Source organism: Glutamicibacter sp. MCAF14 (assembly GCF_052114325.1).
In the GTDB taxonomy this organism is placed as follows: Bacteria; Actinomycetota; Actinomycetes; order Actinomycetales; family Micrococcaceae; genus Glutamicibacter; species Glutamicibacter arilaitensis.
This window is the reverse complement of sequence record NZ_JBFREO010000001.1, coordinates 452,170-474,497: the sequence shown is the minus strand read 5'-3', so window position 1 is coordinate 474,497 and position 22,328 is coordinate 452,170. Positions and strand designations below refer to the sequence as shown.

General features: G+C 61.2%; 22 protein-coding genes and 1 riboswitch. Of the genes, 9 read left to right on the top strand and 13 right to left on the bottom strand.

Going from position 1 to position 22,328, the window contains the following annotated elements:
• Window positions 1-6 precede the first annotated feature (6 nt).
• Window positions 7-1,149, bottom strand: a complete 1,143-nt coding sequence (locus AB4Y71_RS02230; protein WP_441717656.1) for a lipid II:glycine glycyltransferase FemX — start codon at window positions 1,147-1,149, stop codon at window positions 7-9.
• A gap of 96 nt (window positions 1,150-1,245) precedes the next feature.
• On the opposite strand from AB4Y71_RS02230, the gene AB4Y71_RS02225 reads away from it, so the two are divergent.
• From AB4Y71_RS02225 to AB4Y71_RS02205, 5 genes are all read left to right on the top strand, one after another.
• Window positions 1,246-1,575 carry a metal-sensitive transcriptional regulator gene (locus AB4Y71_RS02225; protein WP_441717654.1) on the top strand — a complete coding sequence of 110 codons (330 nt, stop codon included), beginning with the start codon at window positions 1,246-1,248 and terminating at the stop codon, window positions 1,573-1,575.
• Between the two features lie 59 nt (window positions 1,576-1,634).
• Window positions 1,635-1,949, top strand: a complete 315-nt coding sequence (locus tag AB4Y71_RS02220; RefSeq protein ID WP_441717652.1) for a heavy-metal-associated domain-containing protein — start codon at window positions 1,635-1,637, stop codon at window positions 1,947-1,949.
• 57 nt (window positions 1,950-2,006) lie between these two features.
• Window positions 2,007-4,265 carry a heavy metal translocating P-type ATPase gene (locus AB4Y71_RS02215; protein ID WP_441717651.1) on the top strand — a complete coding sequence of 753 codons (2,259 nt, stop codon included), beginning with the start codon at window positions 2,007-2,009 and terminating at the stop codon, window positions 4,263-4,265.
• 226 nt (window positions 4,266-4,491) lie between these two features.
• A riboswitch (glycine riboswitch) is annotated at window positions 4,492-4,590 on the top strand.
• Window positions 4,591-4,915: 325 nt separating this feature from the next.
• Window positions 4,916-6,418 carry a D-serine/D-alanine/glycine transporter gene (gene cycA, locus AB4Y71_RS02210; RefSeq protein ID WP_441680063.1) on the top strand — a complete coding sequence of 501 codons (1,503 nt, stop codon included), beginning with the start codon at window positions 4,916-4,918 and terminating at the stop codon, window positions 6,416-6,418.
• A 169-nt stretch (window positions 6,419-6,587) separates the two neighbouring features.
• The gene (locus tag AB4Y71_RS02205) at window positions 6,588-6,908 is read left to right on the top strand and encodes a 4a-hydroxytetrahydrobiopterin dehydratase (protein ID WP_189638361.1); all 321 of its coding nucleotides are present in this window, start codon (window positions 6,588-6,590) and stop codon (window positions 6,906-6,908) included.
• A 13-nt stretch (window positions 6,909-6,921) separates the two neighbouring features.
• Here AB4Y71_RS02205 and AB4Y71_RS02200 read toward each other — a convergent pair whose 3' ends face one another.
• From AB4Y71_RS02200 to AB4Y71_RS02185, 4 genes are all read right to left on the bottom strand, one after another.
• Window positions 6,922-7,950, bottom strand: coding sequence for an FUSC family protein (locus AB4Y71_RS02200; RefSeq protein ID WP_441717649.1), 1,029 nt, complete (start codon window positions 7,948-7,950; stop codon window positions 6,922-6,924).
• Entirely contained in the window at window positions 7,947-8,267 is a 321-nt protein-coding gene (locus tag AB4Y71_RS02195; protein ID WP_441717647.1) for a MarR family winged helix-turn-helix transcriptional regulator, read from the bottom strand. Before AB4Y71_RS02195 ends, AB4Y71_RS02200 begins: the two co-directional genes overlap by 4 nt.
• A 179-nt stretch (window positions 8,268-8,446) precedes the next feature.
• Entirely contained in the window at window positions 8,447-9,970 is a 1,524-nt protein-coding gene (locus AB4Y71_RS02190; RefSeq protein ID WP_441717645.1) for a GMC family oxidoreductase, read from the bottom strand.
• A gap of 113 nt (window positions 9,971-10,083) precedes the next feature.
• Window positions 10,084-11,082, bottom strand: a complete 999-nt coding sequence (locus AB4Y71_RS02185) for an EamA family transporter (protein ID WP_441717643.1) — start codon at window positions 11,080-11,082, stop codon at window positions 10,084-10,086.
• A 114-nt stretch (window positions 11,083-11,196) separates the two neighbouring features.
• Between AB4Y71_RS02185 and AB4Y71_RS02180 the strand changes: the two genes are divergently transcribed.
• Window positions 11,197-11,748 carry a CGNR zinc finger domain-containing protein gene (locus AB4Y71_RS02180; RefSeq protein ID WP_441717641.1) on the top strand — a complete coding sequence of 184 codons (552 nt, stop codon included), beginning with the start codon at window positions 11,197-11,199 and terminating at the stop codon, window positions 11,746-11,748.
• Window positions 11,749-11,835: 87 nt separating this feature from the next.
• Window positions 11,836-12,144, top strand: a complete 309-nt coding sequence (locus AB4Y71_RS02175) for a hypothetical protein (protein ID WP_193057715.1) — start codon at window positions 11,836-11,838, stop codon at window positions 12,142-12,144.
• Window positions 12,145-12,160: 16 nt separating this feature from the next.
• On the opposite strand, the gene rraA is transcribed toward AB4Y71_RS02175, so the two are convergent.
• The 6 genes from rraA to AB4Y71_RS02145 form a co-directional block, all read right to left on the bottom strand.
• Complete coding sequence (gene rraA / locus AB4Y71_RS02170; RefSeq protein ID WP_013350404.1) at window positions 12,161-12,637, bottom strand: ribonuclease E activity regulator RraA; 477 nt, start codon at window positions 12,635-12,637, stop codon at window positions 12,161-12,163.
• 92 nt (window positions 12,638-12,729) lie between these two features.
• Window positions 12,730-14,124, bottom strand: coding sequence for an amino acid permease (locus tag AB4Y71_RS02165; RefSeq protein WP_223261531.1), 1,395 nt, complete (start codon window positions 14,122-14,124; stop codon window positions 12,730-12,732).
• A gap of 207 nt (window positions 14,125-14,331) precedes the next feature.
• Window positions 14,332-14,625, bottom strand: a complete 294-nt coding sequence (locus AB4Y71_RS02160) for a hypothetical protein (RefSeq protein WP_102599195.1) — start codon at window positions 14,623-14,625, stop codon at window positions 14,332-14,334.
• 38 nt (window positions 14,626-14,663) lie between these two features.
• Entirely contained in the window at window positions 14,664-15,257 is a 594-nt protein-coding gene (locus AB4Y71_RS02155; protein ID WP_441685175.1) for a DUF308 domain-containing protein, read from the bottom strand.
• Window positions 15,258-15,312: 55 nt separating this feature from the next.
• Window positions 15,313-16,533 carry an alpha-hydroxy acid oxidase gene (locus AB4Y71_RS02150; RefSeq protein ID WP_441717640.1) on the bottom strand — a complete coding sequence of 407 codons (1,221 nt, stop codon included), beginning with the start codon at window positions 16,531-16,533 and terminating at the stop codon, window positions 15,313-15,315.
• 30 nt (window positions 16,534-16,563) lie between these two features.
• Window positions 16,564-17,877 (bottom strand): MFS transporter, encoded by a 1,314-nt coding sequence (locus AB4Y71_RS02145; protein ID WP_441717638.1) that lies wholly within the window; start codon window positions 17,875-17,877, stop codon window positions 16,564-16,566.
• Window positions 17,878-18,007: 130 nt separating this feature from the next.
• Between AB4Y71_RS02145 and AB4Y71_RS02140 the strand changes: the two genes are divergently transcribed.
• Window positions 18,008-18,643, top strand: a complete 636-nt coding sequence (locus tag AB4Y71_RS02140) for a GntR family transcriptional regulator (RefSeq protein WP_102599198.1) — start codon at window positions 18,008-18,010, stop codon at window positions 18,641-18,643.
• 105 nt (window positions 18,644-18,748) lie between these two features.
• On the opposite strand, the gene AB4Y71_RS02135 is transcribed toward AB4Y71_RS02140, so the two are convergent.
• Window positions 18,749-20,089, bottom strand: a complete 1,341-nt coding sequence (locus tag AB4Y71_RS02135; protein WP_441717637.1) for an MATE family efflux transporter — start codon at window positions 20,087-20,089, stop codon at window positions 18,749-18,751.
• Window positions 20,090-20,294: 205 nt separating this feature from the next.
• Here AB4Y71_RS02135 and AB4Y71_RS02130 point away from each other — a divergent pair, with 205 nt between their 5' ends.
• Window positions 20,295-21,083 carry a hydrolase gene (locus AB4Y71_RS02130; RefSeq protein WP_441717636.1) on the top strand — a complete coding sequence of 263 codons (789 nt, stop codon included), beginning with the start codon at window positions 20,295-20,297 and terminating at the stop codon, window positions 21,081-21,083.
• Window positions 21,084-21,127: 44 nt separating this feature from the next.
• On the opposite strand, the gene AB4Y71_RS02125 is transcribed toward AB4Y71_RS02130, so the two are convergent.
• Window positions 21,128-22,327, bottom strand: coding sequence for an MFS transporter (locus AB4Y71_RS02125; RefSeq protein ID WP_441717634.1), 1,200 nt, complete (start codon window positions 22,325-22,327; stop codon window positions 21,128-21,130).
• Between the last annotated feature and the right edge of the window lies 1 nt (window position 22,328).

Below are 22,328 nucleotides of genomic sequence, written 5' to 3'. Positions count from 1 at the left end.
GATTCCCTACTTCTTGCGCCAGTTCATGTATTTTTCAAAGGCCCAGGCCAGTGGCTTGTTCAGTGCCAGGTCCCATTCGCCGCTGGTCTGCACGATGTCGCAGCCGGTGTTGGTCTTGAACTTGGTCAGGCCCGAGAGGTGGTGCTCCTTATCCAAGGTGGCGCTCACCCCGCCCTGGTCCAGGTAGCGGCAGCCGGCGGCGATGGAATCGCTGACCATGTGCTGCATGATTGCCTTCGGCGCGAACAGCTTGCGCTGCTCGGAGGAAGAAGCACCGTAGAGGTACCAGGCGAGATTCGAGGAGCGGATCAGGATGGCGGCAGCCAGATCCACGCTTTCGTTGCTGGCGATGTACAGGGTGCATGAGCCTGGCACGGCTTCGTTGAGCACGGTGTGCATTTTTTCGAAGTAGCTCAGCGGCCGGCCGGTGAACTCCTGGCGGTCCGCGGTGTGGTTGTACAGGGCATGGAAACGTGCCATGTCCTTGGTTTCGCCGATTTCGATTTCCAGGGTGCTCTTGAGCGCCTTGCGGGTTTCGTTGCGGGTGGTCGAGGAGTAGCTGGCCATGACCCCATCGGCATCCAGCTGGTTGCCCTCATCGTCTTGCAGCGCGACGCGGGCTACGTATTCGGGCTGGCCGGCGGCAAAGTCCATGCCGACGTCTTCCTTGGTGAAGCCCAGCTTGGCCAGTGCATCGTTCAGCGCCAGTGCGGTCTGCGAACTGCTCTTGAGCTCAAGGTCTGCGAGCTGGCTGAAGCCTTCCTTGCCCAGGTTCTTGCGTACCGCAGCGGCACCCCAGGTGCGCACGGCCAATCCCGGACCCATCTTCAGCTGGAACGCGCCGCGATTCTTCAGGTAGGCGGACAGCGGAGCGATGACCTGCTCGGCTGCATAGCTGCCGAAATCGATGACCGGGCCATCGGGGATGTAGGCGAGGGTCTTCTTGATGACCGGGGCCGCGCGGTGCAGTACCAGCGCGGTTCCCACCAGTTCATCCTCCTCGAACCAACCGAGGGATTCTCCACGCCAGCCACTCTTGACCTGAGCCCACTCGGGACGCTGCAGGAAGCTGACGTCTTGGGCGGTCTCAAGGAATGCTGAGTGCTCGGTGCCGGAAATCGGACGCACATGAAGTTCGTTGTGGCTCACGGGTGAAATCCTATCGTGCTTCCCTTGCCTATTGGGGGATGCCACATACCCCCAGAGGGTACTTGACTTAATACCCCCTAGGGGTATAATCGGAGCATGGATACCACCCAGAGTCCGAATGGGCACGCCGAACACCATGGCTATCACGCGGATAAAAGCGCACTGGAGCGCCGCTTGAAACGCATTGAAGGCCAGGTGCGCGGGGTTGCCAGGATGGTAGATGAGGACAAATACTGCATCGACATCCTCACGCAGATCTCCGCGATCAACGCTGCATTGCACAAGGTCAGCGTGCAACTGATCGATGACCACATCGGACACTGCGTCGTAGATGCGGCCAAGTCTTCTATCGAATCGGGCGACCCGCGCATCGTGCAAGAGAAAATTGCCGAGGCCACCGCCGCCATTTCGCGCCTGGTGCGATAAGCACCTGGATTACCCGAAGTTTCCAATTCACACCGAATTCATTGAAAGAGAGCAAGATCATGAGCCACAACTGCAATTGCGGATGCTCCTCGGAGAAGAACTCCAACCAGGGCCTGCAGATCATTCCACGTGAGCAGAGCAGCCCGCTGGCCACCCGGACGGAACTCAAGATTTCCGGGATGACCTGCGCGCACTGCGTAGCATCGGTCACCGAAGAACTGAAGGAAATTGTAGGCGTGCAGGATGTCGAAGTCGTTCTCGACGCCAAGGGAGTCTCCACCGCAACGGTAACCTCCGCCAGTTCCCTGGACGAAGCGAGCATCCGCAGCGCCATTGACGAGGCCGGCTACACGCTCGAAGCCATTAATTCCTAGCCGAAAAAGCCAGGCGCAAAGCCTGGCAAACGGCAAGAAAGAGTCAAGGTAAAAATCATGACTTCCCCCGCCCCGCACGAAACCCGCGCGGAACCCCGTATAGTCGACCTGGATATCCAGGGAATGACCTGCGCATCCTGCGTGAACCGCGTGGAACGAAAACTCGGCAAGCTGCCCGGCGTCAGCGCATCGGTGAATCTGCCGCTGGAAACCGCCAAGGTCCAGGTTCCGGCAGATATCAGCGACGAAACGCTGATCAGCACCGTTGCAGCAGCCGGCTACACCGCTTCACTGAAGCAGCCTGCCAAGCCGGCGCACGCACATCATGCGGGGCCGGGAGAAGAAGACCACGGCGGACACGAGCATCTGGTTCCAGAGAATCTGCTGCGGCGCCTGATCATATCTTCGGTCTTCACCATCCCGCTCTTCATCATTTCCATGATCCCCGGGGCCCAGTTCCCGCACTGGGGCTGGGTTGCCTTCGCACTGGCCACCCCCGTGGTCTTCTATGGCGCGTGGCCCTTCCACAAGGCCGCGGCGATCAACGCACGGCACTTCGCCTCCACCATGGACACCTTGGTGTCCTTGGGCGTGCTCGCCGCCTACCTCTTCTCGGCCATTCAGCTGATCCTGGATCCGCAGATGACCGCGCACACCGGCATGTCGATGTCCGAACACGCACTGTACTTCGAAACCGCCGGCGTCGTGGCTACCTTGCTGCTGCTGGGCCGCTTCCTGGAGCACCGGGCGAAGTCTTCGGCATCCGATGCCCTGAAATCATTGCTGAGCTTGGGTGCCAAGGACGCGGTCGTGCTGCGCGACGGCAAGGAAGCGAGGATTCCGGCCGAGCAGGTCCAGGTGGGAGATCACTTCGTGGTGCGCCCGGGTGAGAAGATCGCCACCGACGGCGTGGTCGTTGACGGCGCCAGCGCCGTGGACACCTCGCTGCTGACCGGCGAATCAGTTCCACAAAAGGTAGGTGCCGGCGACGAGGTCACCGGCGCAACGCTGAACACCTCCGGACGCCTGGTCATCGAAGCCACCCGCATTGGCTCCGACACCACTTTGGCGCAGATGGGCAAGTTGGTCTCCGAAGCCCAATCGGGCAAGGCTCCTATCGCCCGGCTGGCCGACAGGATCTCCGCAGTCTTCGTGCCCATCGTCTTGGCCATTGCCGTTCTCACCTTCGCCATCTGGTTCTTCACCAGTGGCGATACCTATCAGGCATTCACCGCCGCGGTGGCAGTTCTAGTCATCGCCTGCCCTTGCGCCCTTGGCCTGGCAACCCCGATCGGCTTGCTGGTGGGCACTGGACGCGGCGCGCAGCTTGGCATCTTAATCCGTGGCCCCCAGGTCCTGGAAGATACCCGCAAGCTGGACACCATCGTGCTTGATAAGACTGGAACCGTTACCACCGGCGTCATGACCCACCTGGGCACCGAAGCCATCGATGGCATCAGCCCCGATGAAGCCCTGATGCTGGCCGGCGCTGTGGAGCACCACTCCGAGCATCCGATTGCCCAGGCCATCGCCAAGGCGGCAGCCGAATTGGGCCCGTTGCCACAGGCCAGCGGCTTCGACTCGGATCCGGGCGGCGGCGTGCTCGGCATGGTCAACGGCCATCACGTAGTCGTAGGCCGGCACAGCTGGCTGGAACTGCAGGGCACCGTTCTGGACGCCACTGCGATGGCCATGCTCGAAGAAGCCGAACAGTCCGGCGCTACCGCCATCCTGGTCTCGGTAGACCACCAGTTCCAGGCCGTGATTTCGGTAGCAGATAAGATCAAGGACACCTCGGCCAAGGCGATTGGCGAACTTCAGGACCGCGGCCTGCGCGTAGTGCTGCTGACCGGCGATAACAAGTCGGTGGCAACCAAGGTCGCCGCACAGGTAGGCATCAAGGCGGAGGATGTCTTTGCCGGGGTCTTCCCAGCAGACAAGGCCAAGGCGATCACCGCCCTGCAAGAGCAAGGCAAGGTCGTGGCCATGGTAGGTGATGGCGTGAATGACGCGCCGGCGCTGGCCCAGGCCGATCTAGGCATCGCCATGGGTTCTGGCACCGATGTGGCCATCGAGGCAGCTGACATCACCTTGATGGGCAACGACTTGCATCAGGTCACCCAGGCCATCGATTTGTCCGCCAAGACCCTGTCCACCATCAAGATGAACCTGTTCTGGGCTTTCGCCTACAACACCGCAGGCATCCCGATTGCGGCCTTGGGGCTGCTCAATCCGATGATCGCCGGAGCCGCGATGGCAGCCAGCTCGGTGCTGGTGGTCCTCAACTCCCTGCGTCTGCGCAGTTTCGGAAAATAAGACCCGGCAAAGGGCAAGCGGGGCATCGGTTGATCCGATGCCCCGCTTGCTGCCGTTCACAGCACTTCATGCCCAAACGTTACGAAACATCAAAAGCCTTATTTCCCCTAACGAATCCCCAGCTTCGCATGCCCTCGCGGAAAATTTGCGTCCAAAATGTGAAATGCGATTTGCGCCACATATTAAATTCTGGGCATACTGTGATCGCAATCACCACTTATGCCGCTGACGCGTGGCGGGAGAATTCCGTCCTAGCCAAGGGCGGGTGCCGTAGGAGCAATTTCCTCCCCAGGAAACTCTCAGGCCCCCGCACCGCCACGAACAAGGCAAATCTGGAAAGCAGTGCGGAAGCATCCGCACTCACCGAAGGAGCAAAGCTTCACCCAGTATTCGGGCCGAAGTGAAAACTCTCAGGTAGTAATACAGATTGGGGAGGGACCACGAACAGTGCCGCATCAAGCGCACCAGATTCGAGGTACTCCCCGTGGCATCCGCGACTGCTGCTCCGAGCGCAGCAATTCGTGCCTGCCTAGCTGGAATGCCGCGAATCGGATGTGTCAACCGAAGCGAGTATCTGCGCTCCAAGCCAACCAGCCTTGGAGGCAGGACACCTTCGGGGCGTCACGCCACACTTCTGGAAGGCAACCAGCATGAGTACCACAAGTTCCGATCCCACTCTCGAGCGCGGACTCTCCAATCGTCATATCCAGCTGATCGCCATTGGCGGCGCTATCGGCACCGGCCTGTTCATGGGCTCGGGAAAGACCATCGCGGTCGCCGGCCCATCGGTCATCTTCGTTTACATGATCATCGGCTTCATGCTCTTCTTCGTCATGCGCGCCATGGGCGAGCTGCTGCTGAGCAACCTCAAATACAAGACTTTCGCCGACTTCGCCGGCGATCTGCTCGGCCCATGGGCCGCGTTCTTCACCGGCTGGACTTACTGGTTCTGCTGGGTTGTCACCGGCATCGCCGACGTGGTGGCCATCGCCCACTACGTCGCCTTCTGGTGGGGCGACCTGCCGTTGTGGATTCCGGCTCTAGCCTGCATCGCATTGCTGCTGGTGCTGAATCTGGCTACCGTGAAGGCCTTCGGCGAAACCGAATTCTGGTTCGCCCTGATCAAGATCGTAGCCATCGGCGCACTGATCGTGGTCGGCCTGGTCATGGTCATCACCGGCTTCGAGCACGACTCGGCCACTGCTTCCTTCTCCAACCTGTGGACCGAAGGCGGCATGTTCCCAACCGGCTTCATGGGCTTCGTAGCCGGCTTCCAGATTGCAGTGTTCGCCTTCGTCGGCATTGAGCTGGTGGGCACCACCGCAGCAGAGACCAAGGACCCTGAGAAGACGCTGCCCAAGGCGATCAACTCGATCCCTGTGCGCATCCTGTTCTTCTACGTCGGTGCCTTGATCATCTTGATGACCGTGGAACCATGGAACCTGTTCTCCGCCGAGCAGTCCCCATTCGTGGGCATGTTCGCCCTGGCCGGCTTGGCCGGCGCCGCAGGCATCATCAACTTCGTGGTGCTCACGTCCGCGACCTCCAGTGCCAACTCGGGCATCTACTCGACCTCCCGCATGCTGCGCGGCCTGTCCATGGAAGGCGATGCGCCCAAGGGCTTCTCGCAGCTTTCGAGCCGCAAGGTCCCGAAGAACGCGCTGCTCTTCTCCTGCATGTTCCTGCTCGCCGGCGTCGCGCTGCTCTACAGCGGCGATTCGGTCATGGGAGCCTTCACGCTGGTGACCACCGTTTCGGCATTGTGCTTCATGTTCGTCTGGACCATCATCCTGCTCAGCTACCTGGTCTTCCGCGCCCGCCGCCCGCATCTGCACGATGCATCGAAGTTCAAGATGCCCGGCGGACGCGTCATGCCTTACGTAGTATTGGGCTTCTTCGTCTTCATCCTCTGGGCGCTGACCACCCAGGCCGATACCTTCACCGCGTTGATCATCACCCCGGCATGGTTCCTGATCCTGGCTGCCGGCTACCTGTACGTCCGCCGCAACCCGCAGCACCAGGCGCTGCGTGACGCGCATGTGGCCAAGGTAGCGCACGAACGCTACGAGGCAGCCGCCTACCGTGATGCGAAATCCTTCGCCAAGCGCGAGGACGAATCCTCCGTGAAGGTCACCGAGGACATCAAGCAGTAGCTGACGCAGGCACCTGTTCCAACCAGATTGGCCGCGGCATCGATTGATGCCGGGGCCAATCTGCATAGACGCTGGGATTGCTACCGCACAGGCTCAGCGCGATGCGATCATGTCCGCAGGCATCAACCACTTGCATGAATCCATCTGCTGCAGCTTGGAGGACAGACTGATGACACCAACCGGTGGGATATCGAGCTTCGAACTGGCTCAAAAGCTTCTTTCGCTGCCCGATTGGACGCTCGATGGGCGCGGGCTGCGGGCCGCTTACCGTTTCGATTCAGCCAGCACTGCCTTGCAGTTCATTGTCCAGGTCGGACTGCGCTGCGAGCAGGACAACTGGCATCCGCATCTGGATTGGCGGGTCAACACCGTGGCGCTGCGCTTGGCGCTGCACCAGTGCGAGCAGCCAGGGGCGCAGGATCTGAAACTAGCACGCCACATCTCCATCGAGGCTTCCAAGCTTGAAGCGCAGGTCACCACCGGACGCTGAAGCCATCCGTGCTTCAGCTTCGGCGCTGGCGGGCCATGAATAGCGAGATCACGATGCTCTGCACCGCGCCCACGCCCGCACCGAGCACCGTCATGGATATGCGGTCGATGAGCAGGGACGAGACCGGTTCGGGGCTGACCATGTGGACCATCAGCAGCGCGGTGACAGTCATGAAGACCATGCCCACCGCATAGTTGCGCAAGATCACCAGCTCAATGGTGAACTGCGAGGCCAGCGCGACGGCCAGAATCGCCCAAACCGGGGAATCGAAAGCGAAGACCAAAGCGGTCAGCGCAACGCCAACGCAGGTGCCTACGCAGCGCTGCAGCCCGCGGGCTACCCGCGCATAGGTGTCAGCACCGGTAACTGCTGCGATTGCGCCGAGGCTGGCCCAGTACCAGTGCCCGTCTCCCACCAGGTAAGCGGCGATTCCTGCCAGCAGCACGCCCGAGCCCATGCGGATCGATTCTGCTGTCCCCCGCTTGGAGGGCAACCAGATGCGGCCGGTGCCTAGGGTGTGGAGCAGATTGGCCTTGCGCATCGACAGGCCCAGCATCAGCAGCACGCTGAAGGCCATCGTTCCGCCACCTGCCAGCAGCAATCCGGTGAAGCTCTGCATGCTGGCCGGAATGCTCAAGCAAGCCCCACCGGCGAAGACCGCGAAGATCGGTCCTGGCGGCATCCAGCGTGCGGCATGGGAGACGTAGTTGGCGCCGAAGCCGATGAAGGCGAGTACCAGCGCGCGCACCAGGAACGGGGAGTCGATCATTGAGAAATATGTGCCCAGCAGCATTGCCGCGATTTGCACGGCCCCTGCCGAAAGCTGCTGCCAGAAACGCGGCGCGTATGCGTCGAAGCGCCCGAAAACCGCGCAGAAAGCGCCGAAGGCGGCATACATTGACCAGTCCAGGCGGCCGAAACTCGCCAGCAGGACCAACGGCACAGCCAGGCTGACTGTTGCCTTGGCCGCCGGGATCAGCGATGGACGGCGCGGAGCCAGCACAACACTGCGCTGCACGATTTCTCTCAGGTGGCGCTTCACCGGCGCCCCTCGGCGGTCAGCGTGATGAGGTTCCGGCGGCGGTCTTTCGGATCGACATTGCGTTCCAGGATCCCGCGGCTCGACAGCTGGTCGAGGTAGGCCACCAGGTGGCCGCGGTTCAGATTCGAGCGCGCGGCCAGCTCATTTTGGGAAATACCGCCGAACTCCGCCAGGGCGCAGATGATGGTGAAATGGTGGCGAGTCAAGGACTCGGATTCCATGAGCTCGGTGAGCTCCTGGGTGCCGATGCGTCCGGCGCGGGCGGTCAGATAGCTCAGCGAGTTCCATTGGAACTGCGGAATCCGGTATTCAGTCATTCCTCCAAAATATGATTTCGATCGGAAACTATTTCACTGCGAAGCGGTTAATTCGATGAAGCTCACATCCGGATGACGGCCCGCTGCTGCCAGCTGGGCTGCTCCTGGACTTCATCGCGCACTTCGAATCGCGAGGCCGACTCGTCTTCGACCGGCCCCGGCCTGCGTCAACAGGGCTCTCAGAGCCCCAGATCCGAGACCAGGAACTTGGCCCCCAGCTCGCCGATGAGGATGGCCGGGGCATTAGTGTTGCCGGTGGTGATCTTGGGCATGATCGACGCATCGATGACACGCAAGCTCTCCAGTCCCCGCACCCGCAGCTGCGGATCCACCACAGCCTGCGCGTCCGTGCCCATGCGGCAGGTGCCCACCTGGTGGTGGTAGGTCACCACGTTGTTCCGGATGTAGTCCTCCAGCTGCTGCTCGGTGCTCACTTCCGCGCCCGGGTAAACTTCCTCGGCACCCCAGGTTCCGGCTAGGGCATCCTGCTTCACCATCTCGCGGCACTGCTTCATCGACACCAGGAATGCCTGCAGATCCCGCGGGTCATCGAGCGCGTTCAGGTCGATCTTCGCCGGATCATCCAATCCGGGTCCGCTCAGCGTGATTTCGCCGCGGCTGTGCGGGGTGATGATCCCCGAGTGCAACGTGAATGAGGTGCCTTCCACCGGCTGCATGCCCGGGGAATACATGGGCACGGCGAAGAAAATCGGCTGGGTATCGGGGCGGTCCAGGCCCTCACGGGACCTGGTGAACATGTGCGATTGCGAGACCGAGACCCCGGCACGCGGGGCGGGAATCGCGCGGGCAGCGGTTGTGGCGATCACCGGGGCAAGCAGGTGGTCGTGCAGGTTCTTCCCTACCTGCTTCAGCTCGTGGAGGGGGTTGACGCCAGCTGCTTGGAGTTCGGCAGCCGGGCCGATTCCCGAGCGCAGCAGGATCTGCGGGGAGCCCAGGGCGCCAGCGCTGAGCACTACCTCGTCTGCACGCAGCTCATGGAACTGCCCATCGATCCGGTAGCGCACGCCCACAGCTGCTCCGGATTCGAGGATCACCGAATGCACCTGGGCATCCGTGATGATCTCGATGCGCTCGCGCACCAGCTTCAGATAGGCCTTCCACGTGTTGATGCGTTCCCCGTCGACGACGTTGATCTGCTCCTTGGAAACCCCGTCGAGCTGCTCGCCGTTGTAGTCGGGATTGAATTCGATGCCGGACTGCACGGCGGCGTCGATGATCGACTGGTGGATCTCATCGAGCTCGTAGTCGTTGTCCACCGGCACCGGCCCGCCGGTGCCGTGCAGATCGCTGGCTCCGCCGGAGAAGTCCTCGATCTGCTTGTAGATCGGCAGGACATTTTTCCAGGCCCATTGCTCGCCGCAGTCCCTGGCCCAGTCATCGAAGTCCTGCGCAGCGCCGCGCACCCAGATCGTGGCATTCAGCGCATGGGATCCGCCAAGCACCTTGCCCCGCGGAAGATGCATCGGCTTGCCGGCAGCTCCGGGCATCGGGACCGTGTGGTAGTCCCAATCGTCTTTGCTGTGCCACAGCTCGCCCATGCGCGACAGGTCGTGGATGGCCGGATTGGTGTCCTCGCCCCCGGCCTCGAATACGGTGACCCGTGCCCCGGCATCCGCCAGGCGGCGGGCGACCACCGAGCCGGCGGAACCGGCGCCTACGATAATGACCGACTTGCTGCCCATGGGTTTTCCTCCAGCTAGGATGCCTGCATAAGTTATTGCTCCCCAGTCTGCTCAGGCCGGCGGCGCAGCTGTTGGCATTGCGCGCAAGGCTATTGGCAGCGCGTGCGCGTTGCTCATCGCCGCGGCCGTTTGGCGATCCTGGCGACTTTGGCCGTCCGCAATTCGTCGATGCGGACCAGCACCACGCCGCACACGATCAGCAGTCCGCCAAACAGCTGCACCGCACCGGGCAGCTCTGCCAGCAGCAGCCATGCCCACAGCACCGCGAACAGCACCTCGGTCAACGAGATGAAGCTGGCGACCTTGGAACCCAGCTCCCGGGCAGCCATCACGCCGGTGGTGTAGGAGAACACGGTTGCGATCAGGATCAGCCCGGTCAGCGCCAGCCACCACGGGGTTTCGAAGCCGGCGAAGGAACCTGTGCCGGCGGCCCACTGCATCGGCAGAATGCCCAGGCCTCCCACGGCCAGCATGGTCACCGTGCCCACTGCCATGCCTCCGGCAGAGAGCATGATTGGCGGAAGCGCCCCATCGACCCTGGCGCTGATGAAGAAGTACACCGTCAGGCCGACAGCTGCTCCCAGGCCCCAGAGCACGCCAATCGGATCAATTCGCGTCGTTCCGGCCAGGTCAAGCACCGCCACCAGCCCGGCCAGCGACAGCAAGGTCCCGGCGATGGTCGCGATGGATGGACGTTTTTGGTGCTTGGCCCACAGCACCAGCACAATCAGCACCGGTGCCAGGTATTCCAGCAGCAGCGCGACTCCCACATCCAGTCGCTGCACCGCGAGGAAGTAGCACAGCTGGCAGGCCCCCACGCCGAACAGGCCGAAGAGCGCAATCGATACCCAGTTGGTGCGCAGCAAGACCCACCGCCCGCGCATTGCCATGAGAGCTGGAATGGCCAGGACCAGCGCCGCTCCGGCCATGCGCGCAGCGACCGCGGCGGTTGGACTCCATCCAGCTTCGAAAAGGCCCTTGGCGAAGGAGCCGGACAGCCCGAAGGCCGCCGAGGAGGCCAAGGCAATCCAGATGCCCCTGGAATGGCTTGGGAGGCGGGTTCCGGCCGGGTGCGGGGCTGCAGGCAATCCGGGGTCAGGCAGTTCGCTCATAAGGGTCTTTCGCGCAGAATTCCATGTCCCATTCAGGGGCAAAAGGGGGTATGAGCATGACGATACGGTTAGGCTTGAGGGGCAGTCAATCCACCCACCTTCCAGGATCGAATTATGACCTTTGCCCCAGATATCGAAGCTTCATTGAAGTCCGTGGTGAACCTGTTGAACACCGAGGTGCAAATCGTGGACATGCTCTCCACCGTCGCTGATCTCGATGAATTCCTTGATGCCGAAAATTTTGCCGGCTCCCGCGCGCACAACCAGGCAGAGCTTCGCTCTATTCGCCAGCTGCGCTCCCAGCTGAAGAACATCTGGATTGGCACCGAGGAAGAGTCGGTCTTCCGGGTCAATGCGATCTTGCGCAATGCCAACGCCCAGCCGCAGCTGATCAAGAGCGAATCGCTGGGCTATCACCTGCACGCCACCACTAATAGCACCCCGCTCTACGACCGCATGGCCGTGGACGCCGCGATGGCGCTGGCGGAAGTGATCCGCTCCGGTGGCTTGCAGCGGTTGCGGATCTGCGCGTCGGCGGATTGCGAGGCGGCGCTGCTGGACCTGTCGCGCAACCGCTCCAAGCTGTACTGCGATACCGGCAACTGCGCTAACCGGGAGCATGTGCGTGCCTACCGTGCGCGCAAATCCGGGAAAAGCTCGCGCTAGCAAGGCGCTCGCCTTTTGCCTGGTCGGGGCCCTATGATGAACACACCACCGGTATGCCGGCAGTTGCAGTAATGGAAGGGGCAGTTCATGACTCAGGAAACCCACGCTTCAGATGATTACGAGGCACGGTTGGAAGCTGCTGAGAGCGGCCCCTTGAAAGCCGCCGCTCGCTGGGTTGTCGCCCTGGCTTCCGCCGCCCTGGGCGATGCCGAGTACGAAGCGAATGAGCCCCAGGTAGTCGTGCATTCCCGCCTGGATGATTCCGTGCTTCTGCGCATGACAACATCGAGCCTCGAAGAAGCTGAGCGGCTGATTGTCCAGATCCGCGAGGACCTCCAGGCCCTGAGCACCGAGGAGTTCAAGGCGGAGTGGGAAGGCGCCGGCGACAAGTCCTAGCCGGGCCAGCTGGCGCTTAGTTTTCGACGAGAATTCCGTCGATATCCGCATACACCATGGCACCCGGACGGATCTTCACGTCCCCGATGCTGATCACTTCATCCACTGAGCCATGCGAGCGCTTGACGGTTTTGCGCGGGTTGCTGCCCAGCGCCTTGATGCCAAGCTCCATGTCCGCCAGCGCGGCACGGTCGCGTACCGCACCGTTGATCACGACTCCGGCCCACCCGTTGGCCTCGGCGCTGGCGGCGATCATGTCGCCCATCAGGGCATAGCGCAGCGAGGCTCCGCCATCGACCACGAGCACCGCTCCATTGCCCGGGAAGCTCAGGATCTCCTTGACCAAGCCATTGTCCTCATGGCACTTCACGGTACGCGCCGGGCCGTAGAAGGACAGCCGGCCGCCGAAGTCCTGGAACTGCGCCGAGATTGACTGCAGGGCGTCGCCATGCTGGTCATAGAGGTCGGCTGTGCTGATCGGTTCCTGATGCATGGTGCTTCCTTCGTGAGCTGCGATACTGGTTCACCCCACAGCTTAGCCCCCAACGCTTGCGCACCTTCGGGCATGTCGGAAAGTTTAGCGTCCTACAGGTTCAGTTCCGCTTCATAGGCCTTGGCGTCCAAGGCGCCAAGTCGCGAGTTGCGGCGGCCGAAGCCCAGGTAGATGCCAGCTCCTACCGCCATCCAGATACCGAAGACCACCCAGGTGATCCCCGCCAGGTTGAACATCAGGAACAGGCAGGCGGCAATGCCCAGGATCGGGGTGGCCGGGTACAGCGGAACACGGAAGGTACGCGGGGTATCGGGCTGGGTTTTGCGCAAGTACATTACCGAGACGCCCACCAGCGAGAAAGCGAACAGGGTGCCGATGCTGGTCGCCTCTGCCAGCTGGCCCAGCGGAATCAGCGAGGCGGCAATGGCCACGGCCCCGCCGGTAACGTAGGTGCCGATAACCGGGGTGTGGGTCTTCGGCGAAACCTTGGCGAAGAAGCGCGGGATCAGGCCATCGCGGCCCATGGAAAGCAGGATGCGGGTCTGTCCATATAGCGTGGTGAGCACCACCGAGACGATGGCGATGACCGAAGCAAGGGCGAAGGCCAGGACCATCCACTTCTGTCCGGTGATTTCGGAAACGATCTGCACCAGGGCCGCTTCGGAGTTCGCGAACCAGTCCCATTCGCGGGCGCCGATGGCGGCCACGGCAACCAGCACGTAGATCGTGGTCACCAGCACCATGGCAATCATGATGGCCCGGGGAAGGTCCTTCTGCGGGTTCTTGGCTTCCTCGCCGGCAGTGGAGGCCGCGTCGAAGCCGATGTAGGAGAAGAAGACCATCGAGGCCGCACCGGTGACGCCTGCCGCACCCATTGGCAGCAACGGAGCAAAGTTGCCGGCGTTGAATGCGGTGAAAGCGACGACTACGAAGAAGATGAGGATGGCGATCTTCACGATCACCATGACGGTGTTGGCCAATGCCGATTCACGGGCACCGCGCACCAGCAGCAAGGTCGCCAAGATGACCACGATCAGTGCCGAGAGGTTGATGATTCCCCCATCGCCTGGACCGGCGGCCAAGGCTTGCGGCAAGGCCAGTCCGAAGATCTCCAGCGTCTGGTTCACATACGCGCCAGCGCCAACTGCCACGGCCGCCGCGGAAACTGCGTACTCCAGCACCAGGCACCAGCCGCAGATCCACGCCATGCCTTCGCCCAAGGTGGCGTAGGAATAGGAGTAGCTGGAGCCGGAGACCGGGACCATGCCAGCCATCTCGGCATATGACACGGCGGAAAGCAGCGCGGTGATGCCCGCCAGCACGAATGCGATCCAGATGGCTGGGCCGGCCACTGGCACGGCGGAGCCGAGGATCACCAGGATGCCGGTGCCCAAGGTGGCTCCGACCGAGATCATGACCAGCTGGGTGACGCCCAGCGAGCGCTTGAGCGAGCCGAGACCGGCGTTGTTAGCTGCGTCGTTGGCCATCGCCTGGATGGACTTGCGGCGGCGCAGCTGCTTGCCCAGTGGGGTGTGGCCGTACTGCTCGGGGGTACTCGTGCTACTCACTTGAAATCCTTGGTGCGTGCTTGAGGCATCCTGCCTCGGTCAATTGGCCCGGCAAACGACAACGCGCTGGGACTATCTGTGAATGGACAGTCCCAGCGCGTCAGGCCGCGTGGCTAAGCTTTATTATCAGTCTTCAAACTTCTTGTCCGGGTTGGCAGAGGATCGGTTGACCCCGGTCCCCTTGCCCAGTTCAGGATCATTGTCCTTGGCTGCCATGGTCATCACCGATATGACCAGCAGGCTTGCGATGAAGGCAATGCCGAAACATGCCAGGCCGATGTCGAAGCGCAACGGATTCTGCGACCCGCCGGTGGAGGTAATCAAACCGACTATCCCAGCGACAACCGCCAAGATCAGGGAGAAGCTCAATGGGCCTTTAATTGACTGGCTCCACGGTTGCTTCTTCTTGTTGTTTCCCACCAGAAACTCCGTTTCTACTTTTGCTTCAGACCTAAAGACTAGTTGTTTTCTTGGCCCGGCGTATTGGTCGTGGTCGGGGCAGCTGCCTTCATTTCATGGCGATGGCCAAAGGCGGCAATCAGCGCGAAGACCGCAAGAATGATGGTGCCGCCGCCAATCAGGCCGAACAGCGAGTGCGCATCCATGCCTCCGCTGAAGCACAACGAGATGGCCAAGATCACGCCAACAGCACCAGAAACAAGCTGGTTCCTAAACGGCGGGAAGGCCTCGCGGTACTTGGCGAAGACGATCAATTCAGCAATACCGCCAGCCAGGAATGCCAGGGCACCCACATAGCCGACCCATGCAATCGAGGTGACGAAGATGGTGGCGATACCAGCGAAAAGCATCAAACCTGCGCCCAGTGCATATGGTGCGCGCGATTTTTCCGGCGCGCTTTCCACTGCTACGTACTGCCACATGAACACGCCAGTGACAACGAGGAATGCAGCTGTGGAGTACGTGACGACCTTGTCATCTGCGCCGATCCAGAAAATCGACATCAGGGCATAGGCCAGGGCCGCCAGGCCGCGCAGGAAGACTGGGCGGAATACATCAGCGGCTTGAACTGGGGTGGTTTTTGGTGCAGGCACAATTTCTATTCTACCGCTCATAGAACTAACCGCCACTTCGCGCGGGTAAATCACATCAGCTACGGCGGCGAATCAGCGACTCGTCCAGATCCTTGATGCTCGCAGCGCCCATCAGCTGCATATTCACTTCCACTTCCTTGGCCAGCAGTTCGATAGTCCGGCTCACGCCCTTCTCGCCGCCAGCCATCAGCCCGTAGAGGTAGGCACGGCCAATGAGCACGAAGTCCGCGCCAGCACAGAGGGCCGCGACAATGTCCGCGCCGGACATAATGCCCGAATCCATGATGACTTCCATCTCCGGGCCTACCTCTGCACGCACGTCGCCCAAGGCTTCGAAAGCAATTGGTGCGCGGTCCAGCTGCCGTCCGCCGTGGTTGGAAACTACCAGCCCATCGGCACCGGCGGCCTTGGCCTTGGCGGCATCCTCGGTGGTGAGCACGCCTTTGACGAAGAGCTTGCCCTTCCATAGCTCGCGGATCCACTTCAGGTCCTCGAAATCCAAGGAGGAATCGAACATGGTGTTGATGATCGTTGGCAGGTCCGCAGAGGTATCGGATAATGATGCGAACTTCAGCGAATCGGTAGTCAGGAAGTTGTACCACCACTCCGGGCGGTAGGAAGCATCAAGCACGGTCTTCAGCGTCAGCTCCGGCGGAATCTTCATGCCGTTGCGTGCATCGCGCAAGCGCTGCCCGGCCACCGGGGTATCCACGGTCACCAGCAGGGTGTCGAAGCCTGCAGCGGCGGCGCGTTCCACCAGTTTCTTGGACTTTTCCCGGTCCTTCCACAAGTAGAGCTGGAACCACTTGCGGCCTTCGGGTGCTGCTGCCGCGACTTCTTCGATGGAGCGGGTGCCCATGGTGGACAGGCTGAAGGGAATTCCTGCTTTCTGGGCAGCGCGCGAGCCGCCGATTTCACCTTCAGAATGCATGAAGCGGGTGAACCCGGTGGGAGCAATGCCAAAAGGCAAGGCCGAGGGGGCACCGGCAATGGTCGTGGAAAGATCCGAATGCGCGGTGCCGTGCAGGATGCGTGGCAGCAGCTCGACGGAGTCGAAGACCTGGCGGGCCCGGGTAGCGGTGATTTCGCGTCCGGCTGCGCCGTCCACGTAATCGAAAGCGGCGGTGGGTGTCCGTCGTTTGGCGATGGTCCGCAGGTCCCACACATCAGCGGCTGCGGCCAAGCGTACGGCTCGGCGGTTGGCCGAAGGCAGCTTGAACTTCATCAGGCTGAGCAGTTCAGCCACATCTGGTAGTTGGCGCTTGAGGTTGCCCATTACTTGTTCTTTCTTCTGCGAAATTATTGGTCAGTACAGCGTGCGCGAGCTGGCGCGGGTGCCGATGAAGATTGCGATGGCCGAGGATAGGCAGCAGAGGACCAGGTAGCCGGCCGGAGGCACGATGGAACCACTTCCTGCTTGCAGAAGTGCTGCTGCAATGAGCGGCGAGAGCCCGGCGACAATCGCTCCGTTGAGTTCTCGCGCTAGGGCAATCCCGGAAAAACGGACCGATACGGGGAACAGCTCGGTCAGGAACGCTCCTTGGGCGCCGGATGTACAAGGAATCACCAGTGCGTAGCCCACAGCGATGCCGAAGAACCCCAGAAGGAATTCGCCGGTGGAGAGCAACGCGAAGATGGGGAATGCCAGAATCAGCCCGGAGATGTTTCCGGCGGCCAGCACCTTGGAAGCACCGAATTTGTCAGCCAGCCATCCTCCCACCGGCGTGAGCACTACCGAAACCAAGGAACCCAAGGTCACTGCGAGCAATGCCTGGCTGCGTTCCATTCCGCTGGAGACCATCAGGCTCAGCGCGAACACCGCAAGGATGTAGTTCGTGGCGTTGTGCCCTGTGATGGCCAAGAATCCCAAGACCACCCGGCGCCAGTGCCCAGCGAAAACCTGCACAATGGGAAGCTTGGCCTGTTGCTGGTTGGCACGTGCCGACGCCATGGCCGTGGCATATTCAGGGGTCTCTTCCAGCTTGTTGCGGATGTAGATTGCCACGATGAATAGCAGGGCTGAGATCAGGAACGGGATGCGCCAGGCCCAGCCGAGCAAGACTTCATCCCCGGCCAGCGAGACCAAGAAGAAGCAGACGGTAGCCAAGGCGATGCCTAGTGGCGGGGTGGAGAGCACCAGCGAAGTGTAGAGTCCGCGTTTTTTGGGCTCCACGAATTCGGCCACCAGGGTCATGGCGCCGGTCAGTTCCGCTCCAGCACCAAAGCCCTGGATCAGGCGCAGCAGCACCAGCAGGCCTACGGACCATACGCCCCAGGTATGGGCGGTCGGCAGCAAACCGATGCCTACGGTGGCGATGCCCATCAAGATGATCGAGAGCAGCATGGCAGGACGGCGGCCCACCCTATCCCCCAGGTGCCCGATGAGCACGCCGCCCAGCGGACGGGCCACGAAGCCCACCGCGAAGGTGGCAAAGGAGGCGATGGATGCCGCTGATTCACCGGCGCCGGCGAAGAACAGCGGACCGATCACCACCGATGCAGCAGCTCCGTAGAGGGCGTAGTCGTACCATTCGATGGCCGTGCCGAAGACCGAAGCGAGCAGGGCTCGACGCCGGTTGCGCGCTTGCTGCGTGCTGGCTGAGTTCTGGGTGGTCGCCACAGTCTGAGTCCTTGGGTTGAAGTAGGCTAGCGTAAGATACCTGAAATATATTTCAACCCAGACTAGAGTGTTCTCCAGAAAGACGCCTAGAACAGGTCGCTAAGTTACGACCCATCAGAATCGGAGAAGCATGGCCAACTCGATCTCCGAAAGGCTCACGCAGACCCTGCGAGAACGCATCAACCGCGGAGAGCTCGCCCCTGGCACCCTGGTGATCGAACCGGCATTGGCCCAGGAATTCGAGGTTTCGAAAACCCCGGTGCGCGAATCATTGCGCCAGCTCACCAGCGAAGGCTTATTGCAGGTGTTGCCCAAGAAGGGCTACCTGGTGCGGGCGATCTCGATGAACGATGTCTATGAAGTCCTGGAACTGCGAAGCCTGCTCGAGCCGCATGTGGCAGGACAGGTATCTGCCATGCACTCGGCAGCCTTGATCGTTTCCCTGGCCGGGCATCTAGAAGCCCAGGAAAAACTGGCCGTCAGCGACCCCATAGCCTCAATGCACGCTGCCCAGCGCTTTCATAGCGAATTGGCCGCGGCATCGCGCAACTCGCGCATTGTGGCCAGCTTGGAGAACTGCTTCACGCAGACCGCACGCGCGCACTATGTACTGCCCTCCATGCAGCCCTACATGTCGCAATCCGATGAGCTGAGCGAACACCAGCAAATCCTGGCCGCCATCCAGCAGTCTGACCCAGAAGCGGCCGCCAAAGCCATGGCACTGCATCTGGACTCCATCCGGCGCGCGATGCTCGGACAAGCCTAGTTCCAGCACCCCCTCGAATCCCAAGGCAGCGTGGCACTGGGCGCAACGACATCTGCTCGGGCAGGACCTTAGCTGCCCGCCGAGCGCTTGCCTGTCCCTGGCGGTTCAGCTGCCCAGGCGCATCCATGCAGTGCTCTTGGCACGAAGCGACAAGGTCACCCCGCGAGCAGCCATATAGCCAATGGCGAAGGCAATCCAAATCCACAAGATCGAACTGTGCGCATCGGAAGCAAACGCTTGGACTGCCCAAAGCATCGGTGCATAGACAACCAGGTTCACCACTCCCACCAATCCCAGGTAACGGGCATCTCCGGCACCAATGAGTACGCCATCAAGCACGAATACCAAACCGCACAACGGCTGGGACAATGCCAGGATCCATAGGCCTACCGTGGTCAGCTGGCGGATCTGCTCATCTGGTGTGAAGATCATCGGGAACACCCACGAGGTGGCCAACAGCAAGGCGCCCGTGGCGATGCCGAAGTAGATTCCCCAGCGGCTCATGATGCCGGTGAGCTTGCGAACCCGCGCTGCATCTCCACGCCCCAGTTCCTGGCCAATCATTGCTTGGGCGGCGATAGCCAGGGCGTCCAAGGCGAAGGCCAGGAAGCTGAAAATGGTGAAGACCAGCTGATGCGCGGCCAGGGTCTGCGTGCCGGAATTGGTGGCAACAATAACGGTGAGCAGCAGTGCGGCGCGCATGCTCAGGTTGCGCAGCATCAGCCACGATCCGACTTGCCCGGTGGAGATAAAACCGGACCAGCTCGGAGCCATGGATATCCCCTGCTGGCGAATACGTGGCAAGATCATCCACAAATACACCGCGGCCATAATCCACTGGGCAATGGAAGTACCCAGAGCGGCACCGGCCACCGACATGTTCGCACCGTAGACCAACGAAAAATTCAGTACGATATTCAGGCCGAATCCTGCGGTGGCAACCACCAGCGGGGTTTTGGTATCTTGCATTCCGCGCAACACCCCGGTGGCGGCAAGGACCAGCAGCATGGCTGTCAATCCGGGCAGCGAATAGTGGATGTAGTCCACGGCAAATTCTGCGGTGGCGCCCTGGCCACCCATCATCGAGACCAGGCCCTCCGCGGTGAAATATCCCAAGCTGGAGAGCACGATTCCAAGCACCACGGCAAACCACATGCCATCACGGCCAGCAGCCATGGCCTTGGGCAGATTGCCTGCGCCGATGGCTCTGGCCACGGCAGGAGTAGTGGCATAGGCCAAGAAAATCATGAGCCCTACCGCGGTCTGGAGCACCGTGGTGCCCAACGCGGCACCAGCCAATTCCTGGACGCCAAGGTGCCCCACTATGGCCGAGTCGGCCATGAGGAACAGCGGTTCAGCAATTAGCGCGCCCAAGGCAGGAACGGCTAAGGCAAGGATTTGCCGGGAAATGCTTCGCGGGGAATCAGTGGGGGTTGAAGGGTTCACGCTCCCACTTTACGAATAGCCGAGGTCTTTCACCATTTGCACCCGCCAGGCAAGACATCTTGGCAATATCGACAGCTCTGGAAGAAGGTGGCCGCAGCGACTACTTTGGAAGCACACAGCAGGCCAGTTTCTTGCAGCGTTTGAAAGGGCAGGTATACCCGTGGGCTCAGAACAAACCGGGCATTGGCAGTGTGCAGGATGCGCCGTGGAATTTCCGCCGGGAGCACAACCGTCTGGACAGTGTCCTATTTGCGCCGATGAACGCCAATACTTCCCCGGCGGCACACAGCGCTGGGTGCGGACCGAGGAGTTGCTCCAGGACGGTCATGAATTGACTTTGACCTCCCTGGAACCGGGCCTGACGGCAATTTCTTGCCCCGAGATCGGGATCGGGCAAGGCGCCTTGCTGGTGGAGAGCACCGAAGGGAATTTGCTGTTTGATGTTCCCGGACTGATCACTGACCAGATCATCGATTGGCTGAAGTCGCGTGGACGCTTGGCTGGAATCGTAGCCAGCCACCCGCATATGTATGGAGTGCAGCAGCAGTTCAGCCAGGCCATGGAAGATGCGCCGATTTATATTGCTCGCAAAGATGCCCAATGGGTGCAATATTCTTCTGCCGCGATGACCTTGTGGGACGACGAGTTCGAGGTGCTGCCTGGTCTGAAGCTGCTGCAAATAGGCGGACATTTCCCCGGGAGCACCGTTGCCGGTTGGGAGGCCGGTGCCGATGGGCGCGGGGTGTTGTTGGCAGGTGACGCAATTTTTCCGGTGGCCGATGGCAATGTGACTTTCCTGCGCAGTTACCCAAATAGGATTCCACTTTCCGCCGCTGTAGTGCGCCGGCTGGCCAAGAGCGTGGAAGCGCTGGAATTTGACCGGCTCTATAATAATTTCGCCACCTGCATCCAAAGCGATGCCCACCGCATCGTGCAGTTCTCTGCTGAGCGTTATGCCCGGTGGGTATCAGGAGAATTTGACAATTTGACCTGAGTTTTCCGGCTCAAGCATTAAATATGCCTTATTTGGAATATTTTTCAGGAGCGGAGTGAAGGATCTTTCTTCGACAAGAAGGAGGCCAGAATAACCGCTAGGACTTGCAGTCCTGCCACGCTGAGCACGACGCTGCCCCAGCCATAGTGGATGAAGGGAATACCAATGAGCCAGCCCAAGAGTGACGAGCCGACGTAGTAGAACAGGTTGTACAAGCTCGATGCCTGGGCGCGAGCTCCAGTGGCCAATACCGGAACCCAACCGCTGGCCACAGCATGGGCGGCAAAGAACCCAGCGGTGAAGATCAGCAAGCCCAAAATGATCAGTACCAAATTGCCGGCCAACGTCCCCAGCAGCCCCAGTGCGCTGACCAAGATGCTGATCCGCAGGGTGTTACGGTGTCCTAGCTTGGCTACTACTTTTCCACTGGCCACCGACGTATAGGTTCCAGAGAGATAAGCCAGGAACACCAGCGCCGCCAGTGACGGCGGGATCAGGTAGGGCGCGGCTTCGAGCCGGAATGCCAGATAGTTGTAGACGGCGACGAATCCACCCATGAGCAAGAACCCCTGGGCATAGACCAGCGCCATCTTGCCGCGAAATGCGCGGGCGAATTTTCCGGCGATTGCACGCAAGCTTTGATTGCGGATCGGTTCGAAGCCTTGGGCATCCGGAGCTTTGAGCAAGAAGAACAGTGTGGCTATGGCAGCCATGATGCTCACCGCGGCGATCCCCCACCGCCATCCGGCAGGATCACCCACGAAGCTGGCTACCAAACGTCCCGCTAGGCCGCCTAAAGTGGTCCCGGAAATATATGTCCCGCTTGCCACTGCCACGGCCCGCGGGCTGATTTCGTCGACGAGGAAGGCTAGCGCCGAACCGGGTACGCCGGCAAGAGCAACGCCTTCAAAGAAACGGATCACCACCAGCGCTTCAAAGTTCGCAGATTGCGTGCTGAGCAATCCCAGAGCCACCGAGGAAACCAAGGCGACGCAGATGACCTTCCGCCGGCCCATCCGATCAGAAATAATCGCCCAGGGCGTTACTGCCAGCGCCAATCCGAGGGTGGCCGAGGAGACTGCCAAGGCTGCTTGGGAGGAAGAAATCTGAAAATAGCCAGCGATGACTGGCAGCAGTCCCTGTACCGCGTAGAGCTGCGAGAAGGTCGCAACCCCGCCTGCAAACAGTGCCAGCAGCATGCCCCGATAGGCGGGAGTATGCGGTTCAATTCCGGTAAAGGGCACG